This is a genomic window from Enterobacter cloacae complex sp. 385G4 (genome assembly GCF_057320665.1).
Genome location: NZ_JBXWDD010000001.1, coordinates 659,358 through 679,958 on the forward strand (window position 1 = coordinate 659,358; position 20,601 = coordinate 679,958).

The following is a 20,601-nucleotide window of genomic DNA, read 5'->3' on the forward strand; positions in this document are numbered from 1 at the left end:
AAACCCTCATTCTATCATGCAGGCGCGCAGCGACCAGTAGCGTAATGTGATGTCGGACGCACCTTCGAATCGCACCCGGGCTGGATGGTCAGGAAAATAGCGGCTGCTCATCACCCCTTCGCCGTGATTGATGAAAATTTCAACGCTGGAGCAGTCGCACAGAACGCGTAAATGACGAACCTCACCCTGCCAGTAGCGGGTCAATGTTTCACCGGTTTTCAGGCTCGCGCGTTCAAGGCGTAAACCCTGCTCATCGGCCGTGAGGCGCAGCGCGCCTGCGAAATCGACATTCACCTGCGATGCACCCAGCTCAAACTCCAGGCGCGTCGCGTCCAGTTCCGGCGCCTCGCTGGCGCGCCCCTGCCAGCGCTGCTCATCTTCACGCAGCGCCGCCAGCTCGCGCGCCGGGGTCTGCCAGAGCCTGCCGTCGCGATAGCTGAGTTCGCGCGGGCAGGTCATCTGGTGCATCCAGCCGTGCGCCCGCGTCGGCTGAAGCATCTCTTCCCCGTCCGGTACGCCCATCCAGCCGATCAGAATGCGGCGTCCATCCTCCGCCAGCGTGGTTTGCGGCGCGTAAAACTCAAAGCCCGCGTCCAGCTCGTGAAGCTCGCCGTGATCGAATGCGGCGCTGGCATAGTCAAATGCCCCGCTCATCCAGGTGGCCGGATAGGTATTGAGGTAGCGATGCGGCTCGCGCGCCAGCCCCTGCGGGCAGCAGATCAGGACGTGCGTTCCGTCGAGGGCGAACAGGTCCGGGCACTCCCACATATACCCCGCTTCCGTCAGGCCGTTGACGCCGTGGCCGGCGATCTCCCCGCAGGACGTCCAGGCATGCAAATCGGCTGATTTAAACAGCAGCACCTTGCCGCGCTTTTGCAGATCCTGCGCGCCCAGCACCATGTACCACTCCCCGTCGTGTTGCCACACTTTCGGGTCACGCACGTGACCGGTGTAGCCTTCCGGCAGCGCCAGCACCGGCCCCTGCTTCGTAAAGGTTCCGTCCTGCTGCTCCACGGCGAGGCACTGCCAGGCGGTGCGGCTGCCGTCATCAAACTTAACGTTGCCGGTGTAGCACAGCGTGAGAACGCCGTGATTGTCCACGGCGCTACCGGAGTAGCAGCCGTTGCGGTCATACTCTTCGTCGGGCATCAGCGCCAGCGGCTCATGCTGCCAGTGCACCAGGTCCGCAGAGCTCCAGTGCCCCCAGCATTTAAAGCGATGCTCGCAGGCCAGCGGGTTCCACTGATAAAACAGGTGGTAGCGTCCGGCAAACCAGATAAACCCGTTCGGGTCGTTCATCAGCCCCGTCACCGGCGCGGGGTGCCACTGCGGGTAATGGCTGTCCGCCTGCGCGCGCGGCTGCCCTTTCATAACGGCCTGCAGGATCGCAGGCCAGCGGGAAAGTTGCGTCATTATTCAGAGTCCGTTTTATATTTCAGCAGCAGCGAGACGGTAAACGCCACGCCGAAGGCAATCACCATGCCGATAATATAGTTAAGGAGCGAGCTGGCCTGAACGATAGCCATGCCCGGAATAGCGGTCAGCCCGACGGCGGTCATGTAGACATGCACTGACACCACCCAGGCTCCGCCCGCCGCGCCGCCGATCAGCGCCGCGATAAACGGCTTCACGAAGCGCAGGTTGATACCAAAAATGGCCGCTTCGGTAATGCCCAGCATCGCAGAAAACGCCGACGGTAAGGTAATGGCTTTGATTTTCGCGTCTTTGGTTTTAAACCACACCGCCAGACAGGCGCCGCCCTGCGCCACGTTCGCCATGGCCCAGATCGGCAGCAGGAAGTTTACGCCAATGGACGGGTTACCCAGCAGCCCGGCTTCAATCGCGTGGAAACTGTGGTGAATACCGGTGATCACAATCACCGAGTACAGCCCACCGAACAGCAGACCGGCCAGCCAGCCCGCGTGTTCAATCAGCGTGCTCAGAATAAAGGAGATGCCGTCGCCCAGCGCGCGCCCTGCCGGGCCGATAATCAGCAAGGCGATGAAGCCAGAGATAACGACGGTGAGGAACGGCGTCAAAATCAGATCCAGCGCGTCCGGGATCGCGCGGCGCAGGTTTTTCTCGACGATGCTCATAAACCAGACGGCCAGCAGCACCGGGAATACCGTGCCCTGGTAGCCAATCATCGCGATCTCAAGGCCGAAGAAGTTCATGGTGTGGAAGCCGGAGGCCACGCCCCAGGCGTTGGTCAGCGCCGGGTGGGTCAGAATGCCGCCCAGCGTCGCGCCCAGATACGGGTTCCCGCCAAATTCCCGCGCCGCGGTAAAGCCGATCAGGATTGGCAGAATGATAAACGCCGCCGAGCTGCACATGTCCAGCATGATGTAGAGGGCGTTATCCGCATTGACCCAGCCGTAGGTTTTCACCATGCCGAGCAGGCCCATCAGCAGGCCGGACGCCACAATGGCGGGAATGATCGGGACAAAGATATTGGAAAGCAAACGCGCAATGCGCTGGAACGGGTTCAGCTTGCGCGCCGCGATATCCGTCGCTTCAGACTTGCTGGACTCGCTAATCCCCGCCGCCTGAATAAACGCGGCGTAGACCTTATTCACCACGCCCGTGCCGAAAATGACCTGCATCTGCCCGGCGTTATGAAAACAGCCCTTCACGCCCTCAACCTTGCCAATCGCCTGCCGATCGGCAAGCGCGTCGTCGACCAGCACCAGACGAAGACGCGTAGCGCAGTGCGCAGCGCTGGCGATATTTTCCTTGCCGCCCAGCAGCGGAATAAGCTCGCGGGCGATTTGATTAACATCCATAGATACCTCTGCCTGACTTCTTTTTATGATGTGCGAAACGCCCCCGCCGGGCGGGAGCGTGATGGGTTAAAACCAGGTTTCCATCTGGACCCCAAAGTTCCATTCCCCGCCGGCGTTGAAGCCGCTGCTGCCAAAGGCATCATCGCTGGCGTAATTATCCAGTTTGCTGCTCCAGTCCATCCAGGTGGCAAACAGGCGCAGCTCCGGGCGGCTGAAGAAATCGCCGATTTTGCTCGCTTTTAAGGTTGGCGCAAAGGTCAGCTTGTAGAAACTGCCGTTCACGGCGTTACGGTCCTTATAGCCTTCCGGATGTAAATCCATGTACTGATAGCTTCCCTCAAACGCCAGCGCGAAGTTCTGGGTCACCTCTTTAATCAGGCGGGTGTTGAGCGTCACCCACTCATAGCTGTCGCCCTTGACGTAGCGATCTTTGCTGCTCTGCGCCAGCACGGCAGGCGCGATACTCCAGCCACCGCCAACAGGCGTGACACCGTAACTTGCGAAGCGCCAGGTATCGGCATCAGGCAGCAGCGCCCCGTCGGAACCGATGCTCTTAACTTCTGCGCCCAGGCCGTGACCGTACAGCAGCGCCGTTTTGGCACTCCCTTCCCGCAGGCCGTAGAAACTCTCGTTGTGCAGTCCCACCAGGGCATGAACGCCGTTATTGGCCGCGTCGGTTTTGATGAGATCGCCGTTAGCGTCTTTACGGTCGTCGTTATCCTTCGCCCGCAGGCCGCTCACCATCACCTGCAGCGGCCCGGCGAAATGGTTCATGCTGAGGATGTAGTTCTGAACGTTATTGTCGGTCTGCTCCACGCTGCCAAAGTTGCGGCCGTAGATCGAGAAGTTGCTGCGCAGCGAGTCGTTCCACTTCACGTCGTAGACGCCGCCGCCGGTACCGGCCAGGAATACCACGTCGGAATCCAGCCAGTGAATATCAAAGTTGTCGCGGTCGAAGCGTTTACCCGCCCAGAATGTGCTGCCCTTGAGCGCGCCGGTAAAATCAGGCAGGTTACCCAGCTCCGCAAAGGCCTGGCGAATATTGAGATCGCTGGTATCGGCTGACCAGTCGTTATAGGTTCGCTGACCGTCGGCCAGCATCGCCTTGAAGCGCGTGGTCGCCCCGTTATCCAGGGTTTGCTTGTGCTCCAGGTTCAACTCGACGTAGGTGTCGGCTTCGTTACCCAGACGCCCTACCGCACCGCCGGTTTCCCCGGCTGGCGTCAGGTACGGGCCGCTTTTGCTGCTTGAGGCCGCGTCGTTCATCAGCAGGCCAGAGCGGGCATAGCCGTGGAACTCAAACCCGCCGGTCTGATCCGCCTTCTTCTCCAGCGCGGTGGTGCGCTGCGCCACCTCCTGGGTTGTCGTTTGCGTCTGCTGCTGGGCGGCGACCAGCTGCTGCGTTTTTTGTTCGGCTTCGGTGGCGCGTTTTTCAGCGACCTGCGCACGCGCTTCAGCAGCCTGAAGGCGCTGCTCCATCGCGGCAAGGCGCGCTTCGATACTTGTCATATCCGTCTGGGCAAAAACAGAGGTACTGCCGGCCAGCATGCCTATCATCACGGCAAGTCTGCGTTTTTTATACATTTTGTCGCATCCCTAAAAGTATTAATCGAACGTGCTAAATTGCTAAACCGGTTTAGGCTGCTGATACTAAACCCGGGAATTTTGGATCGGCAATCTTTTTTGCTAAACCGATTTAGTAAGTGTGATCGAGGCGACAATTCAGGCCGCCGGACGGCGGCCAGTGAAGGAAGGATTACAGGTCGTGCTGCCAGGGCAACGCGGTCATCGCCCCCTTTGCCGTGGTGGCTAACGCGCCGCAGCGCTGGGCTAAGGCGATTGCCGGGACCAGCTCCTGACTGGCGGCCAGCCCGTAGAGCAGCCCGGCGACAAAGGCATCGCCCGCGCCAGTGGTATCGACACATTGCACAGGGGTAGCCGGATAGTGTTTCACCGCACCCTGATGCCAGGCGATAACGCCCTCTTTTCCCTGGGTGACCAGCACCAGGCGCGCCGGACAGCGCAGCATCAGCGTGTTCAGACCTTCTTGTACATCCGCATCGCCGGTTAAAAATGCCAGTTCCTCAACGGAGAGCTTGACCACGTCGGCGCTTTGCAGGGCCTGTTCCAGGCAGCGACGCAGCGCGTTCTCATCCGGCCAGAGATCCGGGCGAATATTGGGGTCAAAGCTGACGTAGCCTCCCGCCTTCCGGATGGCGTCCATCGCCTGAAAAGTCGCCGAGCGGCTCGGCTCTGCGCTTAGCGCGATGGAACAGACGTGCAGCCACTCGCCCGCGCTGAAGGTCGGCAGGTCAGCGGGTTCCAGAAACAGATCGGCGCTCGGGCGCACCATGAAGGTAAACGAGCGTTCGCCGTGGTCGTCCAGATCCACCACCACCGTAGAGGTGCGGTGCGCCGGGTCAAGGCGCATATGCTTCACGTCGACCCGCTCGTCAGCGAGCGTTTTCGCCATAAAGCGCCCGAAAGGATCGTCGCCAACCCTGCCGATAAACGCGCTTTTGCCCCCCAGCCGGGCAATGCCCACCGCGACGTTTGCCGGTGCGCCACCGGGGCACTGCAGTAATTTCCCTTCTCCATCGGGCAATAAATCCACCACCGCATCCCCAAGTACCCAGATTTTTTCCATGTGACCCTCTTAGCTAAACTATGTTAAACCGTTTTAGCTATTTAAGCACAGGCAGGGAAAAGGGGAAATAACGCGTGAGGAAAATTGCCTAACGCTTCAGATGCGGCCAGCGAATATCGCCAACGCCGTTAAGCTGCGGACGGGCAAACAGGAAGCCCTGGAAGCGGCGGATACCGGCAGATTCTAACCAGCACCACTCCTCTATTTTCTCGATCCCTTCGGCCACCAGGGTAATTTCAAGATCGGAGCAGCAGCTGATGATGGAGCGCACAATCGCCTGCTTCGGGCCGCTGAGATGGATATCGCTGATGATTTCGCGATCGATTTTGATTTTATCCGGCTGGAAGCGGGTCAACAGCGAAAGCCCGGCATAGCCGGAACCGAAATCATCAATCGCCAGGCCAACCCCCTCACCGCGAAGCCGTTTTATGGCGCTGTTAAACTGGTTAAACCCGGAGATCATCTCGTTTTCAGTGACTTCAATGACCACCTGCTCCGGCTGAAGGCCATGTTTTTTAATCTCATCGACCAGAAATTCCACCGCGCCAGGGACATTCACCAGCGACATGGGCAGCAGGTTTACCGCGATTTTATGGCTACCAATGCCCAGCTTTTCCGCCAGCGCGAAGGCATACGCTTTCGTCTGGAGATCGACTTCATAGATTTTCGCCGGGTCCAGGGAGCTGAAGAAATGTTCCGGGCTGCCGCCGTCATTGCTACGGATAAGCGCCTCAAGGGAGCTGATTTTCCCTTCCGAGGGCTCGACAATTGGCTGCAGCGCAAACTGGCAGGTTTGCCCGGCAATCAGGCCAAGATGTTCGCCAAAGGGTAGCGCTTCGGTCGAGAGCGTCCATTTGTCCGAGGTGTAACGCGTCCCCGACGGGGCCGGACGTTTACCGGTTATAAAGGTCTGAATAAATTTGAACACCCGATCGTCGGAGGTCAGATAGCTGTCCAGCTTGCTGTAGCGCAGCACCGACTGCAGCACCTCTTTCGGCGACTGCGTTTGCAGGTCGAACAGCAGCATCCCGACGTTTTCGAAGCGTCTGCGCGGACCATAGTCCCGCAGCAGTTCTACCACCCCGCTGTGCCGCTTGTCCTCACGGATGGTATGGAACAGTTTGACCACACTCTCTTCCGACCCTTCGAGGATCTGCAGAACCTCATTCCCATTAGCCAGGAGGACGCCGGTAATATCCAGTTTTGTGTTGCGGCCCCTGGCGCGCTCCACCAGCTCCCGCAGCTCGGTGGACGGGCGGGATAAATTCAACTGGCTTCGGTAGATCAGTGTCGTCAGCACAAAAAGGGGTTCCAATGAGAAAGAGAGGTGCCTTGAAGCTACTATGTAACATACTTAATCAATGCGACCTAACATATTCACGCAACAAGGGAACGTTACTTTTCCCCATCGCCAATCCTGCTGTCGATCCTCTCCTGCATATAGTCGTAAAACGGGTTCGAGGTGACCCGCATCAGCGCCTCTTTACCGACGCTCAATACGGACGTTTCTCCCCACAGCGCAATCGTCCCCAGGCTTATCCCGTAGCGGTTTTTCACCCCAGGTTCGCGGCCATAGAGATCGTCATCCGGCGGGAACGGCACGGCAACGTGCGACAGCGAATAGACATCCTGCGGCCAGGTCTGCACAAGCGGCACAACCGTCTCCCGCGTGCTGCCTGCTGGCGTTGTTTTCGCCACCGTCGAGAAACTGTGCTCGCTGGCATTGGTAATAATCGTGACACCGTAACGCCTCTGCGAAACCGGCAGCAGCGCCGAGGTTGCCGTCCACGACGACGGTTTGAACAGCGGACGGAAGCTCGCCGCCTGGTTGATGTCAAACATCACCAGCTCGCTACCGTTTGCCGGAAGCTGGTCAAACAGGCCGGTCACCACCGCGCGGGTGCTGACCGTAGAATCCATGACCGACTGGAACGCCAGCACAGGCGGCAAATTCACCAGCCTGTTCTCCCGCGCCTCACGGCCAATCTGCTCCTGCAGGGCCTTCGTCAACAGCCACGACTGGCGGGCGGCGTTCACCGGGAACGAGTTGTATTTATACGGGTTATATTCCGGAGAGATATTCAGCCACGCCGCTTTGGCAAACGCCGGCAGCAGCGCGGGTAGCCCTGCAAAACCGGCAAAACGCGCAAAGGCCGTTACGCCGATCATTGGTGAGAGCAGGATTACCTGCTGCGGTCGACGAAGCGCAGAGGAATCCAGCGCATCGAGAGCATATTTCATCGCCAGCGCCCCGCCGTTGGAGTACCCCACCAGATGCAGCGGCACGTTATTCCCCGTCAGGCGCGTGGCTTCCCGCACGGCAAGACGCGTCGCCGCGAGCCACATCTCCCAGTCAACGTCGGTTAGCGCGCCGGGCGCGGTGCCGTGTCCGGGCAGGCGCGGAACCACGGCCACGAAACCATGCTGTTGATAATTTTCGGCAAGGTGCCTGACGCTGTAAGGCGAGTCAGTCAGTCCGTGCAGCAATACCACCGCGCCACGAGGTTTTCCTGCTGGCATCAGCACAAACGAACGGTTGGCATCGGGCGTGAACTGTCCCGGCCAAACCAGGCTCTGGCGATAATAGCGGTTTAGCGGCGTTTGTTCCTCGCCCGCTGTTTTCGCCGTCACCGCCCTATCAAGCTCGGCGAAAATGGCGTTTTCCCGGGCAACATACCCGGCAAAGTTGGTGTTATCGAGTTCACGCACGGACATCTCGTTCGCCCGCCAGGTGTGCCAGAGGTGCAGGTCCGGCCCCTGCTGCGAGAGATAGACCCGCACCGCCAACAGGACGACCAGGACGATCCCCACGACCATCCCTGTTTTCTTTGCAAGCGCCGTCAGGCGCACGCTGATTCGCCAGGGCAAATTCGCCATGCCGGGATCCCTTTTGTGTTCACTGTCCTTTTATCTTATCAAAAATGTGAACGGACTGACGTATTCATCAAATTCATACCTGCCGCGTCAGCCGCTGCACCAAAAGTGAACTACGCTGCACAAATGTTGATCATCGGTTAACTAAATATTGCGTGAAATTAACAGCACGGCGGGTTTTTTACCTCACCGTGAACATGGCACGCGTCGTGCATTGTTAACCCGGTAACACAAATCCAGCTTTTGACAGCCAGTTAACAGCGAGGCGGTATGACGACGAAACCCGAGATGTTGAGCCGTATCGAAGCGACGTTCAGCCAGCTCACTCCCAGCGAAAAGCGGGTCGGGAGCTGGCTGCTGGCGCACGCCGCACAAATCCCGTTTGAAACCGCGGAAAGCGTCGGTCTGGCGAGCGGGACCAGCGGGATCACCGTCGGACGCTTCCTGCGCAAGCTGGGGTATCGCAACCTGGAAGATGTCAAAAAGAGCCTGCGCGATCCGTATCAGCCCTGGGGCATGAACGAGCGGCTGGACTCCTGGCAGCAGCAGCGTCCCCTGCCCAACCGCCTTCAGCATGCCCTCTCGCTGGAGGTGGACGCCATTACGCAGGTGTATCAGCTGGCGCAAACGGACGCCTTCCGTCAGGTGGTGCACAACCTGGCCCACGCCGACGCGGTGTTTGTGCTGGGGATCCAATCCACGCGCGGGATCGCCAACGCCTTCTTCAGCCATCTCGAGTACCTTCGCCCGCGCGTGAGCTATTCCGAAGGCGCGTCCGGCAGCTGGGTGGAATCCCTCAACTCCGGGTTTTCGCACCCTTACGTTGTGCTGACCGATACGCGAACCTACTCCACGATGGCCCGCCAGTACTGCCGCGTGGCGAGCGAAAAAGGGATCCCGCTGGCCTTAATCACCGACATCTGGTGCCCGTGGGCACGAGATTACCCGATGGATTTACTGCAGGTGAAAACCGATACCGGTCATTTCTGGGATTCGCTTGCCCCCGTGAGCTGTCTGTTCAACCTGCTGCTGTCGGGCGTGGTGGAAGCGCTGGGTGATGCGCTCCCGGCGCGTCTGGCGGTAAACCGACAATTACAACAAGAGTTTGGTCAATTCGAACGCTAAAGGAGCGGAGCTATGCCCGATGAGAGTGAACTGATTGACGTGGCGAAGACGTTTCCCACGCTGCATATCGACCTGAAGTACGCCACCGTCGACAACATCACCGGCAGGCCGATCTATCAGGAGGCGCTGTGCCTGCTGCATACCGACGCCGCCACCGCGCTGGCAAAAGCCATCAGCATTGCCGCCCTGGCCGGGCTGAAGCTGGTGGTGTATGACGCCTACCGGCCGCAGCAGGCGCAGGCCCAGCTGTGGGACGCCTGCCCGAACCCGGAGTATGTGGTCGACGTGGCAATTGGCTCCAATCACAGCCGCGGTACGGCCATCGACGTCACGCTGATGGACGAGCATAACAGCGTGCTGGATATGGGCGCCGGTTTTGACGAAATGCATGACCGTTCGCATCCCTATCACCCTTCCGTACCCCCGCACGCCCAGCGCAACCGTCTGCTGCTGAATGCCATCATGTTCGGCGGCGGTTTTGTGGGGATTAGCAGCGAATGGTGGCACTTCGAACTGCCGAACGCCGCCAGCTACCCGCTGCTTGAAGACCGTTTTGCCTGTTTTCCCCTGACGCACACCTCTCTTTAACCTGGAGCACTGCCATGAAAACATCGCTTCTCACGACCCTGATTGCCGCCACGCTGGCGTTGAGCGCCCCGCTGGCGCTGGCCGCCGTCCCGAAAGACATGCTGGCGATCGGTAAAGCCGCCGACCCGCAAACGCTCGACCCTGCCATCACCATCGATAACAACGACTGGACCGTCACCTATCCTTCCTACCAGCGTCTGGTCAAGTACAAGCCCGGCTCTACCGAGGTGGAGGGCGATCTGTCGACGGGCTGGAAGGCGTCCGACGACCAGAAAGAGTGGACCTTTACCCTGGCGGATAACGCCAAATTCTCCGACGGCACGCCGGTCACCGCCGAAGCGGTCAAGCTCTCCTTTGAGCGCCTGCTGAAGCTCGGCCAGGGGCCGTCTGAAGCCTTCCCGAAAGATCTGAAAATTGATGCCGTCGATGACCACACGGTGAAATTCACCCTCAGCCAGCCGTTCGCGCCTTTCCTCTACACGCTGGCAAACGACGGGGCGTCCATCATTAACCCGGCGGTGCTGAAGGCCAATGCCGCGGACGACGCGCGCGGTTTTCTGGCGCAAAACACCGCCGGTTCCGGGCCGTTTATGCTGAAGAGCTGGCAGAAAGGCCAGCAGCTGATCCTGGTGCCGAACCCTCACTGGCCGGGCGACAAGCCGCACTTTAAGCGCGTCTCGGTGAAAATTATCGGTGAAAGCGCCTCGCGCCGACTGCAGCTTTCCCGCGGCGATCTGGACATTGCCGACTCCCTGCCGGTCGATCAGCTGGCGGCCCTGAAGCAGGAAGGCAAAGTCGCCGTCGCGGAATACCCCTCCCTGCGCGTGACCTATCTCTATCTCAACAACAGCAAAGCGCCGCTCAATCAGGTGGATTTACGCCGGGCCATCTCCTGGGCGACGGACTATCAGGGAATGGTAAAAGGCATTCTGAGCGGCAACGGCAAGCAGATGCGCGGCCCGATCCCGGAAGGCATGTGGGGCTTTGACACCGCGGCAATGCAGTACAGCTTCGACGAGGCCAAAGCCAAAGCGGCGCTGGAGAAGGTCAAAGACAAACCCGCCAGCCTGACCTTCCTTTACTCGGACAACGATCCGAACTGGGAGCCTATCGCCCTCTCCACTCAGGCGAGCCTCGGCAAGATCGGCATTAACGTCAAGCTGGAAAAACTGGCCAATGCCACCATGCGCGACCGCGTCGGCAAAGGCGATTACGACATTGCCATCGGCAACTGGAGCCCGGACTTTGCCGACCCGTACATGTTCATGAACTACTGGTTCGAATCGGACAAAAAAGGGCTGCCGGGCAACCGCTCGTTCTATGAGAACAAAGAGGTGGATTCGCTGCTGCAGGCCGCGCTGAAAACCACCGACCAGGCGGAACGCACCAAAGATTACCAGCAGGCGCAAAAGGTGGTGATTGACGAAGCGGCCTACGTCTATCTGTTCCAGAAGAACTACCAGCTGGCGATGAACAAAGAGGTCAAAGGCTTCACCTTTAATCCGATGCTCGAGCAGGTGTTCAACATCGCCACCATGAGTAAATAACGGTTCTCGCTGGGGGAAAGCGTATGACGTTCTGGAGCATCGTGCGCCAGCGCTGCTGGGGGTTACTCCTGGTGGTGGCCGGTGTCTGTATTATTACCTTTATTATTTCACACATGATCCCCGGCGACCCGGCGCGTCTGCTGGCGGGCGATCGCGCCAGCGACGAAATCGTGCAGAACATTCGCCAGCAGCTGGGGCTGGATCGGCCGCTGTATGTGCAGTTTGGCCGCTACGTGGACGCCCTGGCCCACGGTGATTTAGGCACCTCCATCCGTACCGGACGCCCGGTTGCGGAAGACCTGAAGGCCTTTTTCCCCGCCACGCTGGAGCTGGCCTTTTGTTCTTTGCTGCTGGCGCTGGTTATCGGCGTGCCGCTGGGGATTTTGTCGGCGGTGTACCGCAACCGCTGGCTGGATCACCTGGTGCGTTTAATGGCGATGACCGGGATTTCCACGCCTGCATTCTGGCTTGGGCTGGGCGTGATTGTCCTGTTCTACGGGCATCTGCAAATTCTGCCGGGCGGCGGCAGGCTGGACGACTGGCTCGATCCGCCGACGCACGTCACCGGGTTTTATCTGCTGGACGCGCTGCTGGAAGGCAACGGTGAAGTCTTTTTCAACGCGCTGCAGCACCTGATTTTACCCTCGCTGACGCTGGCGTTTGTTCACCTGGGCATCGTGGCGCGCCAGGTGCGCTCGGCGATGCTGGAGCAGCTTAGCGAGGACTACATCCGCACCGCACGCGCCAGCGGGCTGCCCGGCTGGTACATCGTCCTGCGCTACGCCCTGCCGAATGCGATGATCCCGTCCATTACCGTGCTCGGACTGGCGCTGGGCGACCTGCTTTACGGCGCCGTCCTGACCGAAACCGTCTTTGCCTGGCCGGGTATGGGCGCCTGGGTGGTGACGTCCATTCAGGCGCTGGACTTCCCGGCGGTGATGGGCTTTGCCGTCGTCGTTTCGCTGGCCTACGTGCTGGTTAATCTGGTGGTCGATCTGCTTTACCTGTGGATTGACCCGCGAATCGGGCGCGGAGGTGCCGAATGATGTTAACGCAGGAAACACCCGTCCCGGTGAAAACCGCCAGACAACGCATCAACTGGGCAAAGCTGTTCTGGATGCTGCGCCAAAGCCCGCTCACGATTGTCGGCGGCGTCATTATGATCGCGATGCTTTTGCTGATGGTGACCTCGCCGTGGATAGTGCCGCATGACCCGAACGCGCTGGATCTCACCGCCCGCCTGCAGGCACCTTCTGCGCAACACTGGTTTGGCACCGATGAGGTGGGACGCGACCTGTTCAGCCGCGTGCTGACGGGCAGCCAGCAGTCGATTACCGCCGGGCTGGCGGTGGTGGTGATTGCGGGCGGCATTGGCTCGCTCCTGGGCTGTTTGTCCGGCGTACTGGGCGGGCGCGGCGACGCCGTCATCATGCGGGTGATGGACATTATGCTCTCGATACCTTCCCTGGTACTGACCATGGCGCTGGCCGCCGCACTCGGGCCGAGCCTGTTTAACGCCATGCTGGCGATTGCGATTGTCCGCATTCCGTTTTACGTCCGCCTGGCACGCGGGCAAACCCTGGTGGTGCGTCAGTTTACCTACGTGCAGGCCGCCCGCACCTTTGGCGCCTCCCGCTGGCATTTGATCCGCTGGCACATCCTGCGCAACGCCCTGCCGCCGCTGATTGTGCAGGCGTCGCTGGACATCGGCAGCGCCATCCTGATGGCCGCGACGCTGGGGTTTATTGGCCTGGGGGCGCAGCAGCCGACCGCCGAATGGGGCGCGATGGTGGCCGTCGGCCGTAACTACGTTCTGGACCAGTGGTGGTACTGCGCGTTTCCCGGAGCGGCGATTTTGATTACCGCCGTGGGCTTTAACCTGTTTGGGGATGGCATCCGCGATCTGCTGGATCCGAAGTCAGGAGGTAAACAGTGATGACCGAACCGGTACTCAATATTGAAGACCTGCATCTGAGCTTCCCGGTTTTTCGCGGGGAGGTTCATGCGCTGAACCACGTTTCGCTTGAGATCGGCAGGGGCGAAATTGTCGGCGTGGTGGGCGAATCAGGTTCGGGCAAATCCGTTACCGCCATGCTCGCCATGCGCCTGCTGCCAGAGGGCAGCTACCGTATTCATCACGGTCAGGTGAGATTACTCGGTGAAAACGTCCTGACGGCGTCCGAGAAACAGCTTCGCCAGTGGCGCGGCGCTAAAGTGGCGATGATTTTTCAGGAGCCCATGACCGCCCTCAACCCGACACGGCGGATTGGCAAACAGATGGTGGAGGTGATTCGCCAGCATCAGCCGCTTTCCCGGCGCGAGGCGCAGCAGAAGGCGATCGCCCTGCTGGAAGAGATGCAAATTCCGGACGCGAAGGAGGTCATGGCACGTTATCCGTTTGAACTCTCCGGCGGCATGCGCCAGCGGGTGATGATCGCCCTTGCCTTCTCCTGCGAGCCGGAGCTGATCATCGCCGACGAGCCGACCACCGCGCTGGACGTGACCGTCCAGCTCCAGGTGCTGCGTTTACTGAAGCATAAGGCGAAGGCCAGCAGCACCTCGGTGCTGTTTATCAGCCATGATATGGCCGTAGTGTCCCAGCTCTGCGACAGAATGTACGTAATGTATGCGGGCAGCGTGATAGAGAGCGGTGCCACGCAAACGCTGATCCACCGCCCTGTGCATCCCTATTCTATCGGCCTGCTGCGGTGCGCGCCGGAAAACGGCCAGCCGCGCGATCTGCTGCCCGCCATTCCCGGAACGGTGCCCAACCTCAGCCAGCTTCCGCAGGGGTGCGCTTTCCGCGAGCGCTGCTTTGCCGCGGGGGCAAAATGCAGCGAAACGCCGCGCCTGCAGCCGCATGGCGCAGAGGGCCAACTGGCTGCCTGCTGGTATCCACAACGGGAGAAACACCATGTCTGATGTACTGCTGGAACTGGATAGCGTGCACGTGAACTTTGCGGCGCGCAAAAACTGGCTGGGCCGCGTGACGGAACGGGTCCATGCGCTCAACGGGCTGGATCTCCAGATCCGTCGGGGCGAAACGCTGGGCGTTGTCGGGGAATCCGGCTGTGGGAAAAGCACGCTGGCGCAGCTGCTGATGGGGATGCTTAAACCCAGCGCCGGCGCATGCCAGCGTACCCACCATGCCGGTGGCATGCAGATGGTGTTTCAGGATCCGCTCTCCTCGCTCGACCCTCGATTGCCGGTCTGGCGCATCATTACCGAGCCGGTGTGGGTGCAAAAACGCAGCAGCGAGCGCGAGCGCCGTCAGCTGGCGGCGGATCTGGCGCTGCAGGTGGGCATTCGCCCGGAATATCTCGACCGCCTTCCACACGCCTTCTCCGGCGGGCAGCGCCAGCGCATTGCCATCGCCCGGGCGCTTTCGTCCGACCCGGATATCATCGTGCTCGATGAACCCACCAGCGCGCTGGATATCTCCGTGCAGGCGCAAATCCTCAACCTGCTGGTGACGCTACAGCAGCAGCGTAATCTGACCTACGTACTGATCTCGCATAACGTCTCGGTGGTCAGACACATGAGCGACCGCGTGGCGGTGATGTATCTCGGACAGATTGTGGAGCTGGGCAGCGCCGCGCAGGTACTTGGCGAGCCGCGCCACCCCTATACCCGCCTGCTGCTCGATTCGGTTCCCCGCACCGGAGAGCCGCTGGATGAAACGCTGGCGTTACGCAAAACGGAGCTTCCCGGCAACCGTCACCTGCCCGAAGGCTGTTTTTTCCGCGACCGCTGCCCGATGGCCGCGCAGGGGTGCGAACGTCCTCAGCCGCTACAGCCCTCTCGCGAGGGCCGTCACGTTCGCTGCTGGCGCAGCCTGGGTTAAATTTGCGCCATCCCGCCGTCCACAAACAGCTCGGTGGCGTTGATAAAGCTGGCCGCGTCGGAGGCCAGAAACGCCACCGCTTTACCCACCTCACCCGGCGCGCCTAAACGGCCGAGCGGCACCTGAGCGGCCAGCGCGTCGTACAGCCCCTGACGATGTTCTTCCGGCACCAGATCGCCGAGACCAGGCGTTTTGATCGGACCCGGGCTCACCACGTTGACGCGGATCCCACGGCCCTGCAAATCCAGCGCCCAGGAGCGGGCAAAGTTGCGCACGGCGGCCTTGCTGGCGCTGTAGACGCTAAAGTTTGCCGTCCCCTTAACCGACACCGTCGAGCCGGTCAGAATGATCGACGAGCCTGTTGATAACAGCGGCAGCGCCTTCTGCACCGTGAACAGCACCCCGCGGACGTTGGTGCCGAAAATCCGGTCAAACTGCTCTTCGGTTATCGCGCCCAGCGGCAGCATATCGCCGCCACCCGCATTGGCGAACAGAATATCGAGACGGCCTTCTTCTTTGGCTATCCGGGCATAGACCTCGTCCAGGTCCGCCAGTTTTGACACGTCAGCGCGAATGCCCACTGCCGTTGAAGCGATTTCAGCCACCGCCGCGTCCAGCTCGGCCTGACGTCGTCCGGTGATGTACACCTTCGCGCCCTGTGCCGCCAGCTCCTGCGCCGTGGCAAGACCGATGCCGGTGCTGCCGCCGGTGACCAGTGCGATTTTGCCTGAGAGAGTCGTGTTCATGTCATTTACCTTTTGTTGGGTTTGCGTTGGACAAACTTTAGCCCTTGCGGGATTAGTGAAAAACCGGCAAAAATGAAAATGACTATTCACACACAGAAATAATCAGGGGGTCCTAATGGACCAGCTCATGGCGATGCGCGCTTTTACCCGGGTGGTGGAAACCGGCAGCTTTACCCGCGCGGCGGACTCGCTGAATATGCCGATCGCCACCCTGAGCAAACTGGTTAAATCCCTTGAGGCGCACCTGGCGATACGTCTCCTTCACCGGACGACTCGTCGGGTGGTCACAACGCCTGAAGGGCTGGAATACTATGAAAAAGCGCGCCGGGTGCTGATTGATATCGAAGATATCGACACCTCGTTTCGCGTTTCCCGCGCGACGCCCAAGGGACATTTGCGGGTTGACGTGGGCGGTTCCACCGCACGGGACGTGCTCATCCCCCTGCTGCCGGATTTTATGCAGCGCTACCCGGATATCCGTATCGATCTTGGCGTGGCCGATCGTCCGGTCGATCTTATCAGCGGTAACGTAGACTGCGTGATCCGCGGCGGCCCGCTGAACGATTCAACACTTATCGCACGTCATCTCGGTGACGCTCAGATGGTCACCTGCGCGACGCCGGGTTACCTTAAAAACCACGGCGTTCCGGCCTATCCGCAGGAGCTGCGCAACGGCCAGAAGCTTGTTAGTTATCTCTCTCCCGTCACCGGGCGGCCGTTTCCGTTTCGCTTCCGGCAAAACGGCGAGGCGCTGGAAATCACTCTTCCGCACTATCTCGGCGTCAATGAAAGTAACGCTCATCTGGCGGCTGCCGCGGCGGGTCTGGGGATCGTTCAAACCTTTGAGTATTCAGCAAAGACCTATTTGCAGGCGGGAGCGCTGGTGGCGATTCTGGGTGACTGGCAGCCTGCCGCGTACCCGTTTCACGTGGTCTACCCGCAGAACCGGCATTTGACGCACAGACTGAAGGTGTTTATCGCCTGGCTGGCGGAGGTGTTCCCCGCCGCGCTGAAGGGATAGCCGGGCACAAACCCGGCTGTGATTTAGTTAAGCTTATAGTCCAGGGTAATTTCGGCCTTGAGCAACTGCGACACCGGACAGCCCGCTTTGGCTTTCTGAATAATGCCGTCAAACTGCTGTGGCGCAATGCCCGGTACGGTGACCTTACTTTGCAGCGCAACCTTAGTGATGGCAAATCCGCCATCGGTTTTATCCAGAGAGACATCCGCGGTCGTATCAATCGAATCAGCGGTATAGCCCGCTTCACCCAGCATCAGCGACAGCGCCATGGAAAAACAAGCCGCATGTGCCGCGCCGATCAGTTCTTCCGGGTTGGTCCCCTTTTCACCCTCAAAGCGGGTGTTAAAGCCGTAAGGCTGTTGGTTGAGAACGCCGCTCTCGGTGGAAACCGTTCCTTTCCCGCGCTTAATGTCGCCAGACCAGTGTGCCGAACCGTGCTTATGAATCGTCATTCTTGCTCTCCTTTTGGCTTACAAAGGGTTAAGTATAGACTACACATCTGACACGCCCTGGAACACAGACGATTCCGTGTCTTTCACCTGCTGTACCGACAACAAGGATAATGATATGACGCTAAAAATCAGGATGGCCGTCGCGGTAGCCACGCTGGCTCTCTCTCTTTCTTCACTGGCCAAAACGCCGGAAAACTTTATCTATACCAGCTCAGGCGACCTCGACGCGGCGCTCCCGCTGGTTGCGCGTGGCGACATCGGCGGCGTGCAGATCGTGTACAACTGGCGCCAGCTTGAACCCGAGAAGGACAGCTATGACTTCTCGCGGATTGAGCAGGATCTGGCGCGTCTTAAGGCCGCCCGGAAAAAACTCTTTATTCAGATCCAGGATCGTTTCTTTGAGCCGGACGCCCGCTACGTCCCGGACTATCTGATGCACGATAAGCAATACAGCGGCGGGATTGCGCCGCAGTTTGATAACCCCGGCGAGGGCAAGCCTGTCGGCGCGGGATGGGTAGCGCGTCAGTGGGACCCCACGGTGCGCCAGCGCTACCAGGCACTGCTGGCAGCGCTCGCAAAACGCTTTGATGGCGAGGTGTATGGCGTAAACCTGCCTGAAACCGCGATTGATATTGACGAGAAAAATCCGCCAGCGGGCTTCACCTGCGACAGCTATTTCGCGGGTGAGATGGAAAATTTGGCCTTTGCGCGCAAGGTTTTTCAGAAATCACATGTGGTGCAGTACGTGAACTTCTGGCCGTGCGAGTGGGATAACGACCACAACTATATGGGACGTCTTTTTGCGTATGCCATCGCCAACAATATCGGCCTGGGCGGGCCGGACATTGTGCCCAACCGCAAGGCGCACATGAAGAATGCCTATCCCTTCTTCCATAAAAATAAACAGGCGCTGCCGCTCATCGCCATGGCGGTTCAGGAGCCGACTCTGACCTATAAGGATCCTCAGACCGGAAAACCGTTCACCAAAGCCGAGTTTGTCCGCTTCGGCGAAAATTATCTCGGAGCCGATATTATTTTCTGGAGCACGGCCTCTCCCTGGCTAAAGGCGAAATAATCGCCCCTCAGGCAAGGTGGCGGGACAGTTCGTCAAGAAACACGCGCAGCGCGGCAGGCTGGTATTCCCGTGACTGATAAATGCCGTGGATGGCAAGCGGTTTCGGCTCCAGCGACGCCAGTACCGGCACCAGTAATCCCTGCTCAAGCGCGGCGCGCGCTTCGCGCTCCGGCAGCATGGCGATGCCGCAGTGCTCGATCGCCGCGTTCATGAGCAGTGAAGAGATACTGGCGCTCAGGTTGCCGCTGACGGCCACGCTCAGGCTTTCGCCTTCCGGCGTCAGGAAGTGCCAGGACTGCCCCGCGAAAAAGCTGTAGTGCAGGCAGTTATGCTGCGCCAACTCTTCGGGGCTGACGGGCGTGCCGTGCTGTGCCAGATACGCCGGCGAGGCGCAGAGCACCGATCGACACTCCCCCAGCCGGCGGGCGATCATGCCGGGCTCCGGGTTATCGGTAATGCGCACCGCGACGTCAATGCGCTCTCCCACCAGGCTGACCGGATGGTTGTTCACGTCCAGCTCAATGCGCAGCTGCGGATAGCGCGAGAGCAGGCCGGGCAGGACCGGCGCAATCAGGTGCATGGCGGTAAAGTGCGCGCAGGCTACCCGTAGCGTGCCGGACGGCAGATCTTTTTCCGACTGACCTTCGATTTCCTGCGAGATCTGCGAGAGCGTCCGCGTTTTTTGCAGCACCTTTTCCCCTGCCGCCGTCAGCGTCAGCTTGCGCGTGGAGCGGTTTACCAGCCGCGTCCCCGCCCACTTCTCCATTTGTTCAAGGTAACGGCTCACCATCGGCCGGGAAATGCCCAGCGCGCGGGCCGCCGCGCTCAGGCTTCCCAGCTCGCATATCCGGTTATAGACCTGAGCGGCAATAACGCGATCCATATAAGCTCCATCTGCTCGATTTATGAAACTAAGCATGTCTTGTTTCAGGAATTCTGGCAAATGAGAATATCCGTACAATAGAGACATTCCTGAACAACAGAGACAACAGCATGAAACTCACTCATATTGCCCTGCTTTCCACCCTTTTCGCTCCGGCCGTTTTTGCCGCGCCGTTGACGATTGATACCTATAACCCGCAGGATAAAGGCATTTTCGCGGTCTCCTCCACGCTCGTTTCCGGCCCGAAAGAGGCGGTGCTGTTTGACGCGCAGTTCAGCGTGAAGGATGGCGAAGCGCTGGTAGAGAAAATTCGCCGCAGCGGTAAAACGCTGAATAAAATTGTGATCACCTCCGGCGATCCGGATTTCTATTTTGGCCTGCAGCCGCTGGTGAAAGCCTTCCCGAATGCCAAAGTGGTGGCCACGCAGCAGGTGGTTGACCATATTAAGGCCACCAAAGACGCCAAGCTCGCCTTCTGGGGCCCGCAGATGAAAGACGGCGCGCCAACGGAACTGGTGGTGCCGCAGGTGCTTGCCTCCACCACCTTTATGATTGACGGGGAAAAGGTCGATATCGAGCAGCCGGACAGCTATGCGGCCTACGTGTGGATCCCGTCCGTGAAAACCATCCTCGGCGGCACCGGGGTCTCCTGGGGGATTCACGTCTGGACGGCTGATACTCAGATGCCGGCTCGCCGGCAGCAGTGGCAGCAGACTCTGGACAACATGGCCGCGCACAAGCCGGAACGCGTGATCCCAGGCCACTATCTGGGCGCACCACCGTCCGGAACCGGGGCTATTGATTTTACCCGAGGCTATCTGCAGCATTTTGAACAGGCGTTGTCGGCACATAAAAACTCTGCGGGCGTCATCGGTGCACTGAAAAAACAGTATCCGGGTCTGGCAGAAGAGAGCTCTCTGGAATTAAGCGCCAAAGTGAATACTGGCGAAATGAAGTGGTAATTTATAAACGGCTCCTGCTATATTCCCGCGATAGCAGGAGCACCGCCATAATAT

19 protein-coding genes are annotated in these 20,601 nt (G+C 59.7%); 10 read left to right on the forward strand and 9 right to left on the reverse strand.

Annotated elements, in window-relative coordinates; genetic code table 11:
* Positions 1 to 6 precede the first annotated feature (6 nt).
* The 6 genes from AC2FAJ_RS03305 to AC2FAJ_RS03330 all read right to left on the reverse strand — a co-directional run bounded on the left by AC2FAJ_RS03305 (position 7) and on the right by AC2FAJ_RS03330 (position 8,307).
* Positions 7 to 1,413, reverse strand: coding sequence for a sucrose-6-phosphate hydrolase (locus AC2FAJ_RS03305; RefSeq protein WP_163332302.1), 1,407 nt, complete (start codon positions 1,411 to 1,413; stop codon positions 7 to 9).
* The gene (locus AC2FAJ_RS03310; protein ID WP_485453808.1) at positions 1,413 to 2,783 is read right to left on the reverse strand and encodes a sucrose-specific PTS transporter subunit IIBC; all 1,371 of its coding nucleotides are present in this window, start codon (positions 2,781 to 2,783) and stop codon (positions 1,413 to 1,415) included. The genes AC2FAJ_RS03305 and AC2FAJ_RS03310 overlap by 1 nt, the downstream gene beginning before the upstream one ends.
* Before the next feature lie 66 nt (positions 2,784 to 2,849).
* A complete protein-coding gene (locus AC2FAJ_RS03315) occupies positions 2,850 to 4,367 on the reverse strand; it encodes a carbohydrate porin (protein WP_319878976.1) in 1,518 nt (505 codons plus the stop codon).
* Positions 4,368 to 4,539: 172 nt separating this feature from the next.
* On the reverse strand, positions 4,540 to 5,430 hold the full coding sequence (locus tag AC2FAJ_RS03320; RefSeq protein ID WP_319878978.1) for an aminoimidazole riboside kinase: 891 nt from the start codon (positions 5,428 to 5,430) through the stop codon (positions 4,540 to 4,542).
* Between the two features lie 88 nt (positions 5,431 to 5,518).
* Positions 5,519 to 6,730 (reverse strand): diguanylate phosphodiesterase, encoded by a 1,212-nt coding sequence (locus AC2FAJ_RS03325; protein ID WP_041909895.1) that lies wholly within the window; start codon positions 6,728 to 6,730, stop codon positions 5,519 to 5,521.
* Between the two features lie 95 nt (positions 6,731 to 6,825).
* Complete coding sequence (locus AC2FAJ_RS03330) at positions 6,826 to 8,307, reverse strand: alpha/beta hydrolase (RefSeq protein ID WP_485453809.1); 1,482 nt, start codon at positions 8,305 to 8,307, stop codon at positions 6,826 to 6,828.
* A 267-nt stretch (positions 8,308 to 8,574) separates the two neighbouring features.
* Between AC2FAJ_RS03330 and AC2FAJ_RS03335 the strand changes: the two genes are divergently transcribed.
* From AC2FAJ_RS03335 to AC2FAJ_RS03365, 7 genes are read left to right on the forward strand one after another with little or no spacing between them, the layout of a single operon-like run.
* Positions 8,575 to 9,429, forward strand: a complete 855-nt coding sequence (locus tag AC2FAJ_RS03335; RefSeq protein WP_045630451.1) for a MurR/RpiR family transcriptional regulator — start codon at positions 8,575 to 8,577, stop codon at positions 9,427 to 9,429.
* Between the two features lie 12 nt (positions 9,430 to 9,441).
* A complete protein-coding gene (ddpX, locus tag AC2FAJ_RS03340) occupies positions 9,442 to 10,017 on the forward strand; it encodes a D-alanyl-D-alanine dipeptidase (protein ID WP_447087359.1) in 576 nt (191 codons plus the stop codon).
* Positions 10,018 to 10,031: 14 nt separating this feature from the next.
* Positions 10,032 to 11,564 (forward strand): ABC transporter substrate-binding protein, encoded by a 1,533-nt coding sequence (locus AC2FAJ_RS03345; protein WP_485453810.1) that lies wholly within the window; start codon positions 10,032 to 10,034, stop codon positions 11,562 to 11,564.
* 23 nt (positions 11,565 to 11,587) lie between these two features.
* Positions 11,588 to 12,610, forward strand: coding sequence for an ABC transporter permease (locus tag AC2FAJ_RS03350; protein ID WP_041909885.1), 1,023 nt, complete (start codon positions 11,588 to 11,590; stop codon positions 12,608 to 12,610).
* Positions 12,607 to 13,500, forward strand: coding sequence for a D,D-dipeptide ABC transporter permease (ddpC, locus tag AC2FAJ_RS03355; RefSeq protein ID WP_041909883.1), 894 nt, complete (start codon positions 12,607 to 12,609; stop codon positions 13,498 to 13,500). Before AC2FAJ_RS03350 ends, ddpC begins: the two co-directional genes overlap by 4 nt.
* Positions 13,500 to 14,486, forward strand: coding sequence for an ABC transporter ATP-binding protein (locus AC2FAJ_RS03360; RefSeq protein WP_447087361.1), 987 nt, complete (start codon positions 13,500 to 13,502; stop codon positions 14,484 to 14,486). Before ddpC ends, AC2FAJ_RS03360 begins: the two co-directional genes overlap by 1 nt.
* Positions 14,479 to 15,408 carry an oligopeptide/dipeptide ABC transporter ATP-binding protein gene (locus AC2FAJ_RS03365; RefSeq protein ID WP_060571801.1) on the forward strand — a complete coding sequence of 310 codons (930 nt, stop codon included), beginning with the start codon at positions 14,479 to 14,481 and terminating at the stop codon, positions 15,406 to 15,408. The genes AC2FAJ_RS03360 and AC2FAJ_RS03365 overlap by 8 nt, the downstream gene beginning before the upstream one ends.
* On the opposite strand, the gene AC2FAJ_RS03370 is transcribed toward AC2FAJ_RS03365, so the two are convergent.
* Positions 15,405 to 16,154, reverse strand: a complete 750-nt coding sequence (locus tag AC2FAJ_RS03370; RefSeq protein ID WP_485453811.1) for an SDR family NAD(P)-dependent oxidoreductase — start codon at positions 16,152 to 16,154, stop codon at positions 15,405 to 15,407. The genes AC2FAJ_RS03365 and AC2FAJ_RS03370 overlap by 4 nt on opposite strands.
* 115 nt (positions 16,155 to 16,269) lie before the next feature.
* On the opposite strand from AC2FAJ_RS03370, the gene AC2FAJ_RS03375 reads away from it, so the two are divergent.
* On the forward strand, positions 16,270 to 17,175 hold the full coding sequence (locus AC2FAJ_RS03375; protein ID WP_485453812.1) for a LysR family transcriptional regulator: 906 nt from the start codon (positions 16,270 to 16,272) through the stop codon (positions 17,173 to 17,175).
* A 23-nt stretch (positions 17,176 to 17,198) separates the two neighbouring features.
* On the opposite strand, the gene AC2FAJ_RS03380 is transcribed toward AC2FAJ_RS03375, so the two are convergent.
* A complete protein-coding gene (locus AC2FAJ_RS03380) occupies positions 17,199 to 17,627 on the reverse strand; it encodes an OsmC family protein (RefSeq protein ID WP_028013230.1) in 429 nt (142 codons plus the stop codon).
* Between the two features lie 115 nt (positions 17,628 to 17,742).
* Here AC2FAJ_RS03380 and AC2FAJ_RS03385 point away from each other — a divergent pair, with 115 nt between their 5' ends.
* A complete protein-coding gene (locus AC2FAJ_RS03385; RefSeq protein ID WP_447087364.1) occupies positions 17,743 to 18,702 on the forward strand; it encodes a hypothetical protein in 960 nt (319 codons plus the stop codon).
* A 7-nt stretch (positions 18,703 to 18,709) separates the two neighbouring features.
* Here AC2FAJ_RS03385 and AC2FAJ_RS03390 read toward each other — a convergent pair whose 3' ends face one another.
* Positions 18,710 to 19,585 carry a LysR family transcriptional regulator gene (locus tag AC2FAJ_RS03390; RefSeq protein WP_047365094.1) on the reverse strand — a complete coding sequence of 292 codons (876 nt, stop codon included), beginning with the start codon at positions 19,583 to 19,585 and terminating at the stop codon, positions 18,710 to 18,712.
* 110 nt (positions 19,586 to 19,695) lie between these two features.
* Here AC2FAJ_RS03390 and AC2FAJ_RS03395 point away from each other — a divergent pair, with 110 nt between their 5' ends.
* Positions 19,696 to 20,547: a Vmh family MBL fold metallo-hydrolase gene (locus AC2FAJ_RS03395; protein ID WP_485453813.1), complete on the forward strand. Its 852-nt coding sequence runs from the start codon at positions 19,696 to 19,698 to the stop codon at positions 20,545 to 20,547.
* Positions 20,548 to 20,601 lie beyond the last annotated feature (54 nt).

Coding starts and splice junctions, on each gene's coding strand:
- AC2FAJ_RS03375 (WP_485453812.1), top strand. CDS start 16,270: ATGGACCAGCTCATGGCGATGCGCGCTTTTACCCGGGTGGTGGAAACC.
- AC2FAJ_RS03365 (WP_060571801.1), top strand. CDS start 14,479: ATGTCTGATGTACTGCTGGAACTGGATAGCGTGCACGTGAACTTTGCG.
- AC2FAJ_RS03395 (WP_485453813.1), top strand. CDS start 19,696: ATGAAACTCACTCATATTGCCCTGCTTTCCACCCTTTTCGCTCCGGCC.
- AC2FAJ_RS03315 (WP_319878976.1), bottom strand. CDS start 4,367: ATGTATAAAAAACGCAGACTTGCCGTGATGATAGGCATGCTGGCCGGC.
- AC2FAJ_RS03390 (WP_047365094.1), bottom strand. CDS start 19,585: ATGGATCGCGTTATTGCCGCTCAGGTCTATAACCGGATATGCGAGCTG.
- ddpC (WP_041909883.1), top strand. CDS start 12,607: ATGATGTTAACGCAGGAAACACCCGTCCCGGTGAAAACCGCCAGACAA.
- AC2FAJ_RS03320 (WP_319878978.1), bottom strand. CDS start 5,430: ATGGAAAAAATCTGGGTACTTGGGGATGCGGTGGTGGATTTATTGCCC.
- AC2FAJ_RS03380 (WP_028013230.1), bottom strand. CDS start 17,627: ATGACGATTCATAAGCACGGTTCGGCACACTGGTCTGGCGACATTAAG.
- AC2FAJ_RS03360 (WP_447087361.1), top strand. CDS start 13,500: ATGACCGAACCGGTACTCAATATTGAAGACCTGCATCTGAGCTTCCCG.
- AC2FAJ_RS03335 (WP_045630451.1), top strand. CDS start 8,575: ATGACGACGAAACCCGAGATGTTGAGCCGTATCGAAGCGACGTTCAGC.
- AC2FAJ_RS03310 (WP_485453808.1), bottom strand. CDS start 2,783: ATGGATGTTAATCAAATCGCCCGCGAGCTTATTCCGCTGCTGGGCGGC.
- ddpX (WP_447087359.1), top strand. CDS start 9,442: ATGCCCGATGAGAGTGAACTGATTGACGTGGCGAAGACGTTTCCCACG.
- AC2FAJ_RS03330 (WP_485453809.1), bottom strand. CDS start 8,307: ATGGCGAATTTGCCCTGGCGAATCAGCGTGCGCCTGACGGCGCTTGCA.
- AC2FAJ_RS03305 (WP_163332302.1), bottom strand. CDS start 1,413: ATGACGCAACTTTCCCGCTGGCCTGCGATCCTGCAGGCCGTTATGAAA.
- AC2FAJ_RS03350 (WP_041909885.1), top strand. CDS start 11,588: ATGACGTTCTGGAGCATCGTGCGCCAGCGCTGCTGGGGGTTACTCCTG.
- AC2FAJ_RS03370 (WP_485453811.1), bottom strand. CDS start 16,154: ATGAACACGACTCTCTCAGGCAAAATCGCACTGGTCACCGGCGGCAGC.
- AC2FAJ_RS03345 (WP_485453810.1), top strand. CDS start 10,032: ATGAAAACATCGCTTCTCACGACCCTGATTGCCGCCACGCTGGCGTTG.
- AC2FAJ_RS03385 (WP_447087364.1), top strand. CDS start 17,743: ATGACGCTAAAAATCAGGATGGCCGTCGCGGTAGCCACGCTGGCTCTC.